The 15,130-nt window shown below is 56.6% G+C and carries 14 protein-coding genes; 11 read left to right on the top strand and 3 right to left on the bottom strand.

The window, feature by feature from the left end; all coding sequences use genetic code 11:
- Positions 1–160: 160 nt before the first annotated feature.
- Positions 161–1,444: a long-chain fatty acid transporter FadL gene (gene fadL / locus F3I20_RS01205; RefSeq protein WP_150036958.1), complete on the bottom strand. Its 1,284-nt coding sequence runs from the start codon at positions 1,442–1,444 to the stop codon at positions 161–163.
- A gap of 358 nt (positions 1,445–1,802) precedes the next feature.
- Here fadL and F3I20_RS01200 point away from each other — a divergent pair, with 358 nt between their 5' ends.
- The 4 genes from F3I20_RS01200 to sixA all read left to right on the top strand — a co-directional run bounded on the left by F3I20_RS01200 (position 1,803) and on the right by sixA (position 6,371).
- The gene (locus F3I20_RS01200) at positions 1,803–2,099 is read left to right on the top strand and encodes a YfcZ/YiiS family protein (RefSeq protein ID WP_150010608.1); all 297 of its coding nucleotides are present in this window, start codon (positions 1,803–1,805) and stop codon (positions 2,097–2,099) included.
- A 158-nt stretch (positions 2,100–2,257) separates the two neighbouring features.
- Entirely contained in the window at positions 2,258–3,568 is a 1,311-nt protein-coding gene (gene fadI, locus F3I20_RS01195) for an acetyl-CoA C-acyltransferase FadI (RefSeq protein ID WP_150036959.1), read from the top strand.
- Positions 3,568–5,664 carry a fatty acid oxidation complex subunit alpha FadJ gene (gene fadJ, locus F3I20_RS01190; RefSeq protein WP_150036960.1) on the top strand — a complete coding sequence of 699 codons (2,097 nt, stop codon included), beginning with the start codon at positions 3,568–3,570 and terminating at the stop codon, positions 5,662–5,664. Before fadI ends, fadJ begins: the two co-directional genes overlap by 1 nt.
- Positions 5,665–5,888: 224 nt before the next feature.
- Entirely contained in the window at positions 5,889–6,371 is a 483-nt protein-coding gene (gene sixA, locus F3I20_RS01185) for a phosphohistidine phosphatase SixA (protein ID WP_150010602.1), read from the top strand.
- A 29-nt stretch (positions 6,372–6,400) separates the two neighbouring features.
- Here sixA and smrB read toward each other — a convergent pair whose 3' ends face one another.
- Entirely contained in the window at positions 6,401–6,949 is a 549-nt protein-coding gene (gene smrB, locus F3I20_RS01180; protein WP_013358610.1) for an endonuclease SmrB, read from the bottom strand.
- A gap of 159 nt (positions 6,950–7,108) precedes the next feature.
- On the opposite strand from smrB, the gene prmB reads away from it, so the two are divergent.
- The 6 genes from prmB to F3I20_RS01150 are packed head-to-tail and all read left to right on the top strand — an operon-like array spanning position 7,109 to position 11,695.
- The gene (prmB, locus tag F3I20_RS01175; protein WP_033783751.1) at positions 7,109–8,041 is read left to right on the top strand and encodes a 50S ribosomal protein L3 N(5)-glutamine methyltransferase; all 933 of its coding nucleotides are present in this window, start codon (positions 7,109–7,111) and stop codon (positions 8,039–8,041) included.
- Between the two features lie 45 nt (positions 8,042–8,086).
- Complete coding sequence (gene aroC, locus F3I20_RS01170) at positions 8,087–9,172, top strand: chorismate synthase (RefSeq protein ID WP_033783750.1); 1,086 nt, start codon at positions 8,087–8,089, stop codon at positions 9,170–9,172.
- Positions 9,173–9,176: 4 nt separating this feature from the next.
- Complete coding sequence (gene mepA / locus F3I20_RS01165) at positions 9,177–10,001, top strand: penicillin-insensitive murein endopeptidase (protein ID WP_150036961.1); 825 nt, start codon at positions 9,177–9,179, stop codon at positions 9,999–10,001.
- An 8-nt stretch (positions 10,002–10,009) separates the two neighbouring features.
- Complete coding sequence (locus tag F3I20_RS01160; RefSeq protein ID WP_150010600.1) at positions 10,010–10,813, top strand: sulfite exporter TauE/SafE family protein; 804 nt, start codon at positions 10,010–10,012, stop codon at positions 10,811–10,813.
- A gap of 19 nt (positions 10,814–10,832) precedes the next feature.
- Positions 10,833–11,378: an elongation factor P hydroxylase gene (locus F3I20_RS01155; RefSeq protein ID WP_150037059.1), complete on the top strand. Its 546-nt coding sequence runs from the start codon at positions 10,833–10,835 to the stop codon at positions 11,376–11,378.
- A gap of 32 nt (positions 11,379–11,410) precedes the next feature.
- Positions 11,411–11,695 (top strand): YfcL family protein, encoded by a 285-nt coding sequence (locus F3I20_RS01150; RefSeq protein WP_003854283.1) that lies wholly within the window; start codon positions 11,411–11,413, stop codon positions 11,693–11,695.
- A 33-nt stretch (positions 11,696–11,728) separates the two neighbouring features.
- On the opposite strand, the gene mnmC is transcribed toward F3I20_RS01150, so the two are convergent.
- A complete protein-coding gene (gene mnmC, locus F3I20_RS01145; protein ID WP_150036962.1) occupies positions 11,729–13,735 on the bottom strand; it encodes a bifunctional tRNA (5-methylaminomethyl-2-thiouridine)(34)-methyltransferase MnmC2/FAD-dependent 5-carboxymethylaminomethyl-2-thiouridine(34) oxidoreductase MnmC1 in 2,007 nt (668 codons plus the stop codon).
- 154 nt (positions 13,736–13,889) lie between these two features.
- Here mnmC and fabB point away from each other — a divergent pair, with 154 nt between their 5' ends.
- Positions 13,890–15,110: a beta-ketoacyl-ACP synthase I gene (gene fabB / locus F3I20_RS01140; RefSeq protein WP_150036963.1), complete on the top strand. Its 1,221-nt coding sequence runs from the start codon at positions 13,890–13,892 to the stop codon at positions 15,108–15,110.
- The last annotated feature ends 20 nt before the right edge of the window (positions 15,111–15,130 follow it).

Genomic DNA, 15,130 nt, shown 5'->3' with positions numbered 1-15,130 from the left:
GGGTAAATCTTCGCTATGCGAGCGTTGATTAACCATGGTGAAGAAAGACGTCGAAGAGTGAGAATTTCTGGAACTCCCGTACCTGCCGGGAAAAAGTCGAGGTTGGTCAGCTGTCTGAAGGCGACTCATCAGAGTCGCCTTTTTTAAACCCGTCCCTCGATCAGAACTTGTAGTTAAAGCTCGCACCATAGAGCCAGGCCTTGCCTTCAGAGGTAAAGGTATAAGGACCTTCTTTCACCGTTACTTTCTGCCCATGCATATAAGAGATACCCAAATCGACTGAGGCATCATCGTTAAAGGCGTAAGACGTACCCGCACTCAGCCATAAACGATCCTGGTCCGGAATAGAGATAGAACGCTTATCAGCCGGTACCGGGCTGTCATCAAACGCAATACCGGTACGGAAAATCCAGTTTTTGTCGTAGGAATAGGTTGTGCCCAGTGCAATGCGGTAAGCATCACGGAAGCCTTCATCTTTATAGAAAAGCGTCTGGCCATTAGAACCGGTGGCTTTCAGCTCCTGGAACTGGCTCCAGCTGGTGTAGGCCATGCTGTAGTGAACCGCCCACTGCGGTGCCACTTTATGCCAGCCCGATACTTCCCACATCTCTGGCAGATTCAGGGTTAACGCGCCAGGAACAGTGGTGCCATTGGTGCCAAAAGGTACACCTGATACTTCCGGGTTATTCACTGCATTCAGTCGGGAAGAGAGGCTGCTTTTGTAATCGCCATCAAAGTCGACTTTCACTTCTGAACGATAGGTAAAGCCGAAACGGTTATTTTCATCCACTTCGTACAGGATACCGGCGTTCCAGCCATATCCCCACTCATCGCCTTTCAGATGGGCAACCTGCGTATCAGCCGGAACGCCCAGTCTTGCGCCTGACTCACCGGCATAGCGTTCAATTTTGGCTTTGGCATAAACCGCATCAAAACCGACGCCAAAACTAAAATGCTCATTTAAGCGGTACGCGGTGCTGAGATTGAAATTGCCGGTTACCAGATCGGTTTTACCGCCGTAACCCCCCGCGGTGTAGCCATTATTAAACTCTGTTGCTAAGCCATAATTAGAGGTTGCAGACGCGCCGATCCACCACTGATCGTTGATGGGCTGAACATAATGAATATTGGGGACCCACTGATTCGGGGCAATATTATTGGCATCCAGGCTGCGTCCGCTGGGGCTGCGACCACTGATATTGACGTCTGGCGCAATATAAACCGCACCGAGTGAAAATTCCGGACGATCCATTAACGCCATCGTCGCCGGGTTACGGCTGGCTGATGCCGCTGTATCGCCCATTGCTCCTTCGCCTGAATATGCGCGACCTAAACCAATCGTAGAGAATTCATTTAACTGAAATCCAGCTGCGTAAACGTGTGAAGAGACAAGCGCCACTGCAGCCGCCACGGCTGACTTTGCAAACAGGTTTTTATGGTTCATGACCACAACCTCATGTGAATTATTATTTAACGCTATAACGTCGCGTAACAAAGGACGGCGGATTGTAGGGACTGACGTAAAACGCACATATCAGACCAGTGCGGAGAGTATAGGTCTGACCTGTGTGTATGTTGCAATATTGTTTTTAAAATATTTCAGGATTGATCGCTTAAAATTCGATCTGCATAACAAAACTGCCCCGATTCTGCACAGCATACCGATTCCAGTTTGTTCTGGATCAATTTTTATTGTGATATTCGTCACTTAGGGCCATGCGCGTGGCACATCTTTACGCGAGCAGGTAAAATTTCGGCCATAAAATCGCTCAACCCACCAGATCGCTGGTCAGGAGAATGAAATGACTGATGCCATTAAAAAATGCAGTGCGACCGAAACAGCAGCCTGCTGTTGTGTTGATGTGGGCACGGTAATGGATAACACCGATTGCACCGCCAGCTGGTCAGAATGGTTTGCTCAGCGTGACGATGCTGAAGCTAAATTAGCGCTCCTCACCGAACGTGCACGCGAAGTTGAATCGGAACCCTGTGTGATTGAGTCGCGCTTTAGTGAAGTGGATCAGGGTGTGCAGCTGGATATCGATTTTACTTTCAGTTGCCAGGCTGAAACGATGATTTTTCAGCTCGGTTTGCGTTAAGTCTCATAACGCCGCGTTAATGCGGCGTTTTACATTTTCGTGTTTTCCTTCGCACTTTTTCCTTTCCGGTATTGGCGGCTCACCCGCTTGTGGTTAACACTGATCAGGTCAGACCTCTTCAGGCAATGATGCCACAGTCCCAGCCACAGGTGAGAATAATGAGCAAAGCGCAGCCGCTGCTGACGCGTGATGGTGAACGCATCGCAATAACCCACGGGTTACGCACCCCTTTTTTGCGCCAGGCGACCGGCTTTCATGGCATTCCCGCCATTGAACTTGGGCGGATGGTGGTCAGCGAATTAATGGCGCGCAGTGAACTGCCAGCTGAGGTGATCGAGCAACTGGTCTTTGGTCAGGTGGTGCAGATGCCGGAAGCACCGAACATTGCGCGTGAAATTGTACTGAGCAGCGGCCTTGATGTGCACACCGATGCCTATAGCGTCAGCCGTGCCTGCGCCACCAGTTTCCAGGCAGTGGCGAATGTGGCAGAAAGTCTGCTGGCTGGCACGATTTCTGCGGGCATTGCCGGAGGCGCAGACTCCTCTTCAGTGCTGCCAATCGGCGTCAGTAAAACACTGGCCAGCGCGCTGGTGGATCTCAATAAAGCCCGCAGCCTTGGGCAAAAACTGCACATCCTTAAGCGTCTGCGTCCGCGCGATCTGCTGCCGGTGCCGCCCGCGGTGGCCGAGTATTCAACCGGCCTGCGCATGGGTGACACCGCCGAGCAGATGGCAAAGAGTCATGGCATCACCCGTGAGGCACAGGATGCGCTGGCGCTGCGATCTCATCAGCATGCCGCCCGCGCCTGGCAATCCGGGGTACTCAATCAGGAAGTGATGGCAGCCTTTGTGCCGCCGTGGAAAACCGCTATCGACCAGGACAATAACGTCCGCATGAACGCCAGAGCAGAGGATTACGCCCGCTTGCGTCCGGCGTTTGATCGTCAGCACGGCAGCGTCACGGCGGCCAACAGCACGCCACTCACCGACGGTGCGGCCGCCGTGATTCTGATGCGCGAAGGCCGCGCCCGTGAACTCGGTGTCACGCCGCTGGGCTATCTGCGCAGCTACGCGTTTACCGCGATTGGTGTACAGCAGGATATGCTGCTGGGCCCGGCGTACTCCTCCCCGCTGGCGCTGGATCGCGCCGGGATCACGCTGGCCGATCTGACGCTAATCGATATGCACGAAGCGTTTGCGGCCCAGACGCTGAGCAATCTGCAACTGTTTCGCGACGAGCGCTTTGCCCGTGAGGTGCTCAATCGTCCTCATGCGCTGGGCGAAGTGAATGAAGAGCGCTTTAACGTGCTGGGTGGTTCAATCGCCTATGGTCATCCTTTTGCTGCCACGGGCGCGCGTATGATCACCCAGACGCTGAATGAATTACGCCGTCGCGGTGGCGGGTTAGGACTGGTCACAGCGTGTGCGGCGGGCGGTCTGGGTGCGGCAATGGTTCTGGAGGCCGAATAATGGAGCAGAATGCGTTTCACCTGAAGATGCGACTGGATCACGTTGGCATCATCACAATCGATGTCCCTGGCGAGAAGATGAACACCCTGAAAGCGGAGTTTGCCGGGCAGATCACCGCCATCATTGCAGAGGCGCGACGCGATCCGCAGCTGGCAGGCCTGGTGCTGATTTCTGGCAAAGCGGACAACTTTATCGCGGGCGCAGACATCAGCATGATTGATCGCTGTCAGAGCGCGCAGGAAGCCGAAGCGCTGGCAAAACAGGGGCAGGAAGTGATGGCTGCGCTTGATGCGCTGCCATTCCCGGTAGTGGCCGCTATCCATGGTGCCTGTCTGGGCGGCGGGCTGGAACTGGCGCTGGCCTGCGATGCGCGCATCTGCTCGCTGGATGAAAAAACCCGCCTGGGATTACCGGAAGTGCAACTCGGCTTACTGCCCGGCTCCGGTGGCACTCAGCGACTGCCTCGGTTAATTGGCGTGCAGCAGGCGCTGCCGCTGATTCTGACCGGCAAAACGCTGCGGGCGAAACAGGCACGCAGGCTGGGGGTGGTCGATGACGTGGTGCCCCAGGCGATTCTGCTGGAGACCGCTATCGCACGGGTGAAAAAGGGCAAAGTCAGCCGACGGACGTTGCCGCTGCGTGACCGTTTTCTGCACGGTCCGGTGGGCCGTCAGGCACTATTTGCACTCGCAACCCGGCAGACTGCAGCCAAAACCCAGGGTAACTATCCGGCGGCAAACCGCATTATTGAAGTGGTACGCATCGGGCTGGAGAGGGGCAGCCTGGCCGGACATGACGCCGAAGCGCGTGCATTCGGTGAGCTGGCAATGACGCCGGAATCTGCGGCGCTGCGCGGAATCTTCTTCGCGACCACGGCCATGAAGAAGGAGCGGGGCGGTGAGGCGGAGCCCGCTGCGGTGAAGCGTGTCGCGATTCTCGGTGGCGGTCTGATGGGGGGTGGCATCGCCAGCGTCACCGCCATCAACGCCGGGTTGCCGGTGCGCATCAAAGATATCAGCCTGGAAGGGGTTAACCATGCGCTGAAAACCAGCTGGGATCTGCTGAGCAAAAAGGTCAAACGACGCCAGATCACTCCGGCACAGCGTCAGCAGCAGATGGCCCGTATCACGGGCGGCATTGATTACAAGGGGTTCTCGCAGCGTGATGTGGTGATCGAAGCCGTATTCGAAGATTTAGCTCTCAAGCAGCAGATGGTCAGCGAAGTGGAAGCCCACTGTCAGCCGCATACGCTGTTTGCCTCAAACACCTCTTCATTGCCGATTGAGGCGATCGCCGCCAAAGCACAGCGTCCGGAGAATGTCATCGGGCTGCACTACTTCAGCCCGGTCGATAAAATGCCGCTGGTGGAAGTGATTCCCCATCTGAACACCTCCACCGCAACGGTGGTAACGATTGTGGCGCTGGCGCGCAGTCAGGGTAAAACGCCGATAGTAGTGGCGGACAAGCCGGGTTTCTATGTTAACCGCATCCTGACGCCCTATATAAATGAAGCGATGCGTTGCCTGCTGGAGGGCGAGCCGATTGATCATATCGATCGGGCGCTGGTCAAGGCTGGTTTTCCCGTCGGTCCGATTCAACTGCTTGATGAGGTAGGCATCGATGTCGGCAGCAAAATCAGCCCCATCCTGCATCAGGCTTATGGTGAACGCTTTGCCGCGCCTGCCGCTTTTGACGCGGTGCTGAAAGATGGCCGCAAGGGACGTAAAAACAGCAAAGGCTTTTATCGTTATGACCAGCCGCGCTGGCAGCGTAAAAAGCCCGACACCTCGCTGTATACGTTGCTGAACGTCACGCCGCAGGCCAGACAGAGTGAAGCGCAGATTGCAGAACGCTGCATGATGATGATGCTGAATGAGGCCGCCCGCTGCCTTGATGAGCAGGTGATTCGCTGTGCCCGCGATGGCGATATCGGTGCTGTGTTTGGTATCGGCTTTCCGCCTTTCCTGGGGGGACCGTTCCACTACATGGACAAACTGGGTTCGGCGGAGGTGGTCAACCGCTTAACCCGCCTTACGCAGCAGTATGGCGATCGATTTACGCCCTGCGAAGCGCTGGTTGAAGCGGCCAGAGAATAGACGAAATTTTACATTTCTGCTGAGAATGGAATAACCAATCCGATTCAGCGGCTTAGAAAAGCGCCGCCAGAGTGTGCGGCGCAGCATGATTCTGAGAAGCGCTTATTTAATAAACAACCGGTTGACTATACTGAAGCCATTAGGGTAAAACACAGCGTTCATTCGCAGAGTGAAGAGTCAGGCGCCAGGCGTCGGGCGATGTCGACAAACAACAGCGGTGCTTTATGCAAGTTTTTATCATGCGTCACGGCGATGCGGCTCTGGAAGCAGCCAGTGATTCAGTCAGGCCTTTAACCTTATGTGGCTGCAATGAATCACGCCAGATGGCCAGCTGGCTCAACAGCCAGACGCCGGACATTGAGCGTGTCCTGGTGAGTCCCTATTTACGCGCGCAGCAAACCCTCGCAACCGTGCGTGAAGCTTTTCCCCTGCCGGAAAATCAGGATGTTCTGCCGGAGTTAACGCCGGGCGGCGATCCGGAAATGGTCGGGTGCTATCTGCAGACCCTGGCAAACGAAGGCGTGAAATCGGCGCTGGTGATCTCTCACTTACCGCTGGTGGGGTATTTAGTCTCTGAACTGTGCCCGCAGGAAGCCCCACCCATGTTTGCCACTTCCGCTATTGCCTGTGTGGAATTTGATCCCGCGCAGCATGCCGGTAAACTCCTGTGGCAGGTCAGTCCCAAAAAGCTGGCGAAAGCGATCTGACGCCTGTGGGCCGATCATCCCGGCCCCTTTCAGGGCAACTCAGGCGGTTGCCACTCCTCAATCTCAATTAAAACCAGCAGCGCGGCGTCGCCGCCAAACAGCTTCGGTGCCTGATGAAAAGCCATCACCCATGGATGCTGGGCCAGCCACAGCGGCGTCTGCTGCTTCAGAATATGTTTTCCATGACCGGTCATAACGCTGGCGCAGAACAGATGTTCACGGCGGCAGGCGGCAATCAGTGCGCCCAGTTCCTGCTTGGCCTGCTGCTGCGTTAAGCCATGCAGATCGAGGAAAATCTCCGGCGTATAGTCGCCACGACGCAGTTTCTTCAGCTCAAAGTGGCTGACATCGGCGCGTACGTAACGGGTTGCCCCTTCGGTGGAGAGCAGCGGCTGAAACTCATCCGAAAAGTAATGGCTGTTATCTGCCTGCTCCGAAAGCAGACGTTTTACCGGCAGTTCGCGGGTTTTAACCGGTAATTTATGCACGAAAGTATCTTGTTTTAACTGACGTGTGCCAGTCATTAACTGTCGAAACAGCGCCTGATCATCCGGGCTTAAGGGTGTTTTTTTACTCATGACGGGTCAGTTATCTACGAAAAGTCTGCTACACAGCATAGGCTATACCTTACCGATTAATGTTATTAAATGTCAGCTTTTTCATCTTGCTGCGCTGAATTCTCCCCGGCTTCATGGCACACTACTGGCCGATTTAGCAAAAGGCCTGCGGAGGGCTACGTGGACAAAATTTTCGTCGATGAGGCAGTGAACGAACTGCACACCATTCAGGACATGCTGCGCTGGGCGGTAAGCCGCTTTTCCGCTGCCGGAATCTGGTACGGACATGGCACAGACAATCCCTGGGACGAAGCCGTTCAACTGGTCCTGCCGTCACTCTGGCTGCCGCTGGATATTCCTGAAGATATGCGCAGTGCACGCCTCACCGCCAGTGAACGTCTTTTGATCGTTGAGCGCGTTATCCGTCGCGTTAACGAGCGCATTCCGGTTGCCTATCTGACCAATAAGGCCTGGTTCTGTGGGCACGAATTCTTTGTCGATGAGCGCGTGCTGGTGCCGCGTTCACCGATTGGCGAGCTGATTGAAAACCGCTTTGCCGGTCTGGTCAGCACACCGCCGCGTCATATTCTGGATATGTGTACCGGCAGCGGCTGTATCGCGATTGCCTGCGCCTATGCCTTCCCGGAAGCCGAAGTGGACGCCGTGGATATCTCCACTGGCGCGCTGGCGGTAGCCGAACAGAACATTGAAGAACATGGACTCATCCACCAGGTGACGCCGATTCGTGCTGACCTGTTCCGCGAACTACCACAGCTCAAATATGATCTGATCGTCACCAATCCGCCGTACGTTGATGCGGAAGATATGGACGATCTGCCGAACGAATATCGCCACGAACCGGAGCTTGGTCTGGCGGCAGGTAGCGACGGCCTGAAGCTGGTTCGCCGCATTCTGGCCTGCGCGCCCGACTATCTTAGCGAGCAGGGCGTACTGGTCTGCGAAGTGGGCAACAGCATGGTGCACATGATCGAGCAATATCCCGATGTGCCCTTTACCTGGCTGGAATTCGACAACGGCGGTGACGGCGTCTTCACGCTGACGCGCCAGCAGATTGTCGACGCACAACACCATTTCTCTTTTTATAAAGACTAAAAGTGGGGCGAAGCCTCGCCCGCCGAACTCTGACAAGGAAACAGCATGGCCGGAAACAGTATCGGGCAATTTTTTCGAGTAACGACCTTTGGCGAGTCCCACGGTCTGGCACTGGGCTGTATCGTTGACGGCGTGCCGCCAGGCATCCCGCTGACTGAAGCAGATATTCAGCATGACCTCGATCGCCGCCGTCCTGGTACTTCGCGCTATACCACGCAGCGCCGCGAGCCGGATCAGGTGAAAATTTTGTCCGGTGTTTTTGAGGGTGTGACCACCGGCACCTCGATCGGCCTGCTGATTGAGAACACCGATCAGCGCTCGCAGGATTACGGTGCCATCAAAGATCTCTTCCGTCCGGGCCATGCTGATTACACCTATGAGCAGAAGTATGGCCAGCGCGACTATCGTGGCGGCGGCCGCTCATCGGCGCGTGAAACCGCGATGCGCGTAGCGGCCGGGGCGATTGCCAAGAAATATCTGCAGATGAAACACGGTGTCGTGGTACGTGGCTATCTGTCACAGATTGGTGATGTCGCCTGTGAGCTGAAAGACTGGAGCATCGTGGAGCAGAACCCGTTCTTCTGCCCGGATGCCGATAAGCTCGAGGCGCTGGATGAACTGATGCGCGGCCTGAAAAAAGAGGGTGACTCCATCGGGGCTAAAGTCACGGTTATGGCAGATAACGTGCCCCCAGGCCTGGGCGAGCCGGTCTTTGACCGTCTGGATGCCGATCTGGCGCACGCACTGATGAGCATTAACGCGGTGAAAGGGGTCGAAATTGGCGACGGCTTCGCGGTGGTTAACCAGCGCGGCAGTCAGCATCGTGATGAGATCCGCCACGACGGTTTTCAGAGCAACCACGCCGGCGGCATTCTGGGCGGCATTAGCAGCGGGCAGACCATCAGCGCCAATCTGGCGATGAAACCGACCTCCAGCATCACCGTGCCTGGTAAAACCATTACCCGCGACGGCGAAGAGGTGGAGATGATCACCAAAGGCCGTCACGATCCCTGCGTCGGGATCCGTGCTGTGCCGATCGCCGAGGCGATGATGGCGATCGTCCTGATGGATCATCTGCTGCGCCAGCGGGCGCAGAACGGTGACGTCAACAGCTCTGTACCGCGCTGGTGATGGCATGAAAGCTATTCTGCTTACGCTGAGTGCGCTGCTGATCAGCGCCTCCAGCCTGGCCGCCACACCGTGGCAACAGATTCAGGAGCCGATCAGCGGCGCACCGCAGTCAATTGGTGGCTTTGCCAACGGCTGTATTGTCGGCGCGCAGGCACTGCCGCTCAATTCACCGCACTATCAGGTGATGCGTCAGGATCAGCGGCGCTATTTTGGCCATCCCGATCTGATTCAGTTTATTCAGCGGCTCAGCACCCAGGTGCATAACCTGCAACTGGGTAACGTGCTGATTGGCGACATGGGCATGGCGGCCGGCGGGCGCTTCAGCAGCGGTCACGCCAGTCACCAGACCGGGCTGGATGTGGATATCTGGCTGCAACTGCCAAAAACACGCTGGAGCGCGCAGCAACTGCTGAAGCCGCAGCCGCTGGATCTGGTTGGGCCGGGCGATAAAAATGTCATTGCGCGCCACTGGCAGCCGGAAATCGACAGCCTGATTAAACTGGCCGCAAAAGACGATGATGTTACACGCATCTTCGTCAATCCGGCGATTAAAAAGCAGCTTTGTGCGGATGCGGGTAACGATCGCGACTGGCTGCGAAAAGTGCGACCGTGGTTCGCGCATCGTGCTCATATGCATGTGCGACTGCGCTGCCCTGCGGGCAGTATCGGCTGTGAAGATCAGCCCGCACCGCCTCCGGGCGATGGGTGCGGCGCAGAGCTGCAGAGCTGGTTCCTGCCGAAAAAGCCGGGTTCTGGCGCGCCCGTGAAGCGTGAGCCGCCACCGTTACCGCCTGCCTGTCAGGCCCTGCTGGATAAACATCTACTGTAAGGGATTCCATGGAGTGGTTTGTGGTCAGCCCGCTGCTGGTCGGGCTGCTGTTTTTAATCGCCATGCTCGCCGGTTTTATTGATTCAATCGCGGGTGGCGGAGGATTACTTACGGTACCTTCACTGCTGGCGGCGGGCCTCTCTCCGGCTCAGGCGCTGGCAACCAATAAACTGCAATCGGTCGGCGGATCGTTTTCCGCCAGTCTCTATTTTGTCCGGCGCGGTGCGGTCAATCTGAATGAGCAGTGGCTGAATATCGCCATGACGCTGATGGGATCCATTCTGGGCGCGATACTGATTCAGCGCCTGCAGGCTGATTTTCTGCGCCAGATGCTGCCGCTGTTTTTGATCGCGATTGGCCTGTGGTTCCTGCTGATGCCTAAGCTGGGCGAAGTCGATCAGGCGCGCCGGCTGCACGGTCTGCCTTATGCGCTGGTGGGCGGCGGGGCAGTGGGATTCTACGATGGATTTTTCGGGCCGGGCGCAGGCTCGTTTTATGCGCTGGCTTTCGTTACCCTCTGCGGCTACAACCTGGCCAAAGCGACCGCGCATGCCAAGGTGCTCAACTTCACCTCAAACATGGGCAGCCTGCTGTTCTTTATGTTCGGCGGCAAAGTGGTGTGGGGAACCGGTCTGATCATGATGCTTGGTGCCTTCTGCGGCGCGCGTCTGGGCGCACGACTGGTGCTGAGTCGCGGACAGAAACTGATCCGCCCGATGGTGGTGATTGTCTCTGCCGTCATGAGCATTAAATTACTGTGGGACAGCCATGGCAGCGACGTTATGGCCTGGCTTGCCACGCTGCATTCGTAACCTGAAACGCGATACTGTCATGAACCCGACCCATCATTATGAACAGCTGATTATGCTGTTTGATCGCTGCTTCAGCGATGAATTTCAGACACGCCTGATTAAAGGCGACGATGAACCGATCTATCTTCCTGCTGATGCAGAGTCGCCGTGGAACCGCGTAGTGTTTGCCCACGGCTTCTACGCCAGCGCCCTGCATGAGATCTCTCACTGGTGCATTGCCGGTGAAGCACGCCGCAAACTGGTCGATTTTGGCTACTGGTACTGCCCGGATGGCCGCGACGCGCTGACCCAGAGTCAGTTTGAAACGGTCGAAGTCAAGCCGCAGGCGCTGGAGTGGATGTTTTGTATGGCGGCAGGCTTTCCCTTCAACGTGAGTTGTGACAATCTCGACGGAGATTGTGAGCCGGATCGCATTGCCTTCCAGCGTAAAGTGCATGCTCAGGTCATGAGCTATCTGACGTCGGGCATTCCCGATCGTCCCGCGCGTTTTATTACCGCTCTGGCGGAATTTTATGGCAGGCCTTCACTCACCGCGTCGCAGTTTCCCTGGCCGGACGATCTGTGATGCAGGAAGGCATTATTAATAGAGGAATTGAGATGATCGCAGAATTTGAAGCGCGTATTCTGGCCCTGATTGACGACATGGTCGAGCATGCCAGTGACGATGAGCTGTTCGCCAGCGGTTATCTGCGCGGGCATCTGACACTGGCTGTGGCCGAAGTGGAACAACTGGGCGAACATACGCCAGAAGCGCTGCAGATCCAGGTCTCACGCAGTCTGCAAAATGCTATCGCTGCCGGAGAACTCTCACCGCGCGACCAGGCATTAGTGGTCGGAATGTGGGACAACCTGTTTGTTCAGGCACGCCAGCTCTCCGCATAACGTTGCAGGGCGGCGTGCCGCCCTCAGCATCGACTAAACTGCTTTTCCCTTCAGTAATTTCCTCACCCAGTAACGATTCGGATTAAGCGCTGCCAGCGTACTCACGTCCAGCGGCTGCGGTTCGCCCGTCAGCTGAGCTGCCAGCACTTCGGCTGCCAGCGGCGCACTGCACAGGCCGCGCGATCCCAGCGCTCCAAACAGATACAGGCCCGCCAGATCGGGCGCATCAGCGATATCGTGACTTGCGGCCAGCTGAGCCGGTAAATCAGCGTACTGCACCAGCGTAGCGTCATAATCCGGTACGCCGCCCACCATCGGCAGGTGATCCCGCGTGGCGCAGCGCACACCCATTCTCGCCTCTCTGTCACTGACATCCACGTTTTCTGCCCAGCGACGGTCAGGCAGGCAATCCAGTAGTCGGCTGCGGTTCTCCTGCTGATCCTCTTCCCGGTAATCCGTTGCGGTTTCGCCACGATGATAGCTGGCACCGATACAGTGGGTGCCAAACTGCGGGCTGACGGGCGTCAGGTAGCCATCGTAACAGAGCACGGTCTGCAGCGCGTCGAGGCCCGGGGTTGAAGGAACATGGCTCACCTGACCGGCCACCGGATAGGTCGGCAGCGGGGCGCTCTGCGCAACGTCGGCAATCGCATGGCCGTTAGCCAGCACCACCGTCGGATGACGGACCGCCGGGCGATCGCTGAACGTCAGCGTCCAGTGATCATCATCCCGTGAAAGGCTGTTTACCCGGTGCAGCCAGTGAATGCGTAATCCCTGGGCTTCGCCATAAGCCAGCAGCACGGTGGTCAGTTCGGCCGGTGAGAGCCAGCCACCTTCCGGGTAGAAAATGCCGCTACAGCCATGGTCAACATTCGCCAGTTTCTCCGCCTCTGCGACATCCACGCCACGGGCGATGGATTCAGGCAGGCCCATCGCCAGCATCTGATCAATCTTCTTACGGCTTTTCTCATCCCAGCCGAGTTGCAGCACACCACTCCAGTGATGCTCATAGGTGACGGTTAACTGATCGTAGAGCCGCCGGGCGAAGCTGAAGGCCGCCGGGAAAAAGGTGGCGAGCGCCGGGTCGTGCTGGTTGAGCAGCGGATAGAGCGCGCCCTGACGATTACCGGATGCGCCCAGCGCGGGGGCTTCGTCGGCACAGTAAAGGGTGACCCGCCAGCCGCGACGCAGCAGCGCCAGCGCTAAGGTGGCACTGGCGACGCCGCCGCCAATCAGGGCAACATCATGCTGCTGCGCAGATTGGCGATGATACCAGGGCTGCGGGCTGGGTAACGGAGGCGCATCCTGCAACGGCCCGCACAGCATTTCGCGCTTGGGACCAAATCCTTTGCGGCGAATAACGTCAAAGCCCGCCTGCTGCAGGCCGCGCCGGACAATACCTGCGGCGGTAAAGGTCGCGAAGGTCCCTTGTGGACGCGCCAGTTTTGCCATCATGCTGAACAGCGCCGGCGTCCACATATCGGGGTTCTTCGACGGCGCGAAACCATCCAGGAACCAGGCATCCACCTGACGATGCAGGCTTTCATCCAGATCTCCCATCAGCTGGTTGATATCGCCCAGCCAGAGGTCGAGCGTGATTCGTCCTCCGTCAAACAGCAAACGCTGACAGCCGGGCAGGGCTGCAGGCCACTGTTCCTGCAGCGCTTCGGCCCAGGGTGCCAGTTCCGGCCAGTGCTGCAGAGCAGCAGCCAGGTCTTCACGGGTTAACGGAAATTTCTCAAAGCTGATGAAATGCAGACGTTTTAACGTGGCATCGGGCTGTTCGCGCTGAAACGCATCGAATGCCTGCCACAGCGTCAGAAAGTTGAGGCCGGTGCCAAAACCACTTTCCGCCACAATCAGCAAATCACGTGGATGCTCTGCAAAACGCCCGGGAAAACCGTTGCCGCCAAGGAAGACATAGCGTGTCTCTTCCAGACCATTGTCATTAGAGAAATAAACGTCGCCAAACGCTCGGGAAACAGGTGTACCCTGTTCATTCCAGTTTAGCTGTGCATGTTCAACCGGGGTTATTTTCACGGTAAAGGCTCGTTTTTCAGGCAGTGGCGCGATTCTAGCGACCCACGTGACATGACGCAAATTTACAAAAGGAAATAGCTGATCGGACTTGTTCGGCGTACAAGTGTACGCTAGAGTGCATGCCAATTAAGAAGAAGTGGATGAGGAAGATTGAATGAAACGTGCTGTGATTACTGGCTTAGGGATCGTTTCCAGTATTGGTAATAACCAGCAAGAGGTGCTGTCATCTCTGCGTGAAGGACGCTCTGGCATCACCTTTTCTGAAGAGATGAAAGATTCCGGCATGCGTAGTCACGTCTGGGGTAACGTTAAATTAGATACCACCGGCCTCATCGATCGCAAAGTTGTGCGTTTTATGAGTGATGCGTCCATCTATGCTTATCTTTCCATGGAAGAAGCGATTAAAGATTCTGGCCTCACCACTGAAATGTATCAGAGCAACCCGCGTGTGGGTCTGATTGCAGGTTCAGGCGGCGGTTCCCCGCGCTTCCAGGTCTTTGGTGCTGATGCAATGCGCAGCCCACGCGGCCTGAAAGCGGTTGGCCCTTATGTGGTCACTAAGGCGATGGCTTCTGGTGTCTCTGCCTGTCTCGCCACGCCATTTAAAATTCATGGCGTAAACTACTCGATCAGCTCCGCCTGTGCCACCTCTGCGCACTGTATCGGTAATGCCGTTGAGCAGATTCAGCTCGGCAAACAGGATATTGTTTTCGCCGGTGGCGGCGAAGAGCTGTGCTGGGAAATGGCCTGTGAGTTCGACGCCATGGGCGCGCTCTCTACCCGCTACAACGACACGCCTGAAAAAGCGTCACGCACGTACGACAACGAGCGCGACGGTTTTGTTATCGCCGGTGGCGGTGGCATGGTGGTTGTCGAAGAACTGGAACATGCGCTGGCTCGCGGTGCACACATCTATGCCGAAATCGTCGGCTATGGTGCGACCTCTGACGGTGCAGACATGGTTGCACCATCAGGTGAAGGCGCAGTGCGCTGCATGAAGATGGCGATGAACGGTGTCGATACGCCAATCGACTATCTGAACAGCCACGGAACCTCAACCCCGGTCGGTGATGTGAAAGAGCTGGGTGCGATTCGTGAAGTGTTTGGCGATAACACGCCTTACATCTCAGCCACCAAAGCGATGACCGGCCACTCGCTGGGTGCCGCTGGCGTGCAGGAAGCGATTTACTCGCTGCTGATGCTGGAGCATGGTTTTATTGCGCCAAGCATCAACATCACCTCGCTGGATGCTGCCGCAACCGGTATGAACATCGTCACTGCGCCGATGAAAAAAGAGCTGACCACCGTGATGTCTAACAGCTTTGGTTTTGGCGGCACCAACGCCACCCTGACCATGCGTAAATATCAGGCATAATCATTACGTCAGTACGCTGA

Origin of the sequence: Candidatus Pantoea gossypiicola (assembly GCF_008632075.1) — a bacterium.
In the GTDB taxonomy this organism is placed as follows: Bacteria; Pseudomonadota; Gammaproteobacteria; order Enterobacterales; family Enterobacteriaceae; genus Pantoea; species Pantoea gossypiicola.
Note: the sequence above shows the minus strand (reverse complement) of the source record. Positions and strands in the feature narration are given on the sequence as shown.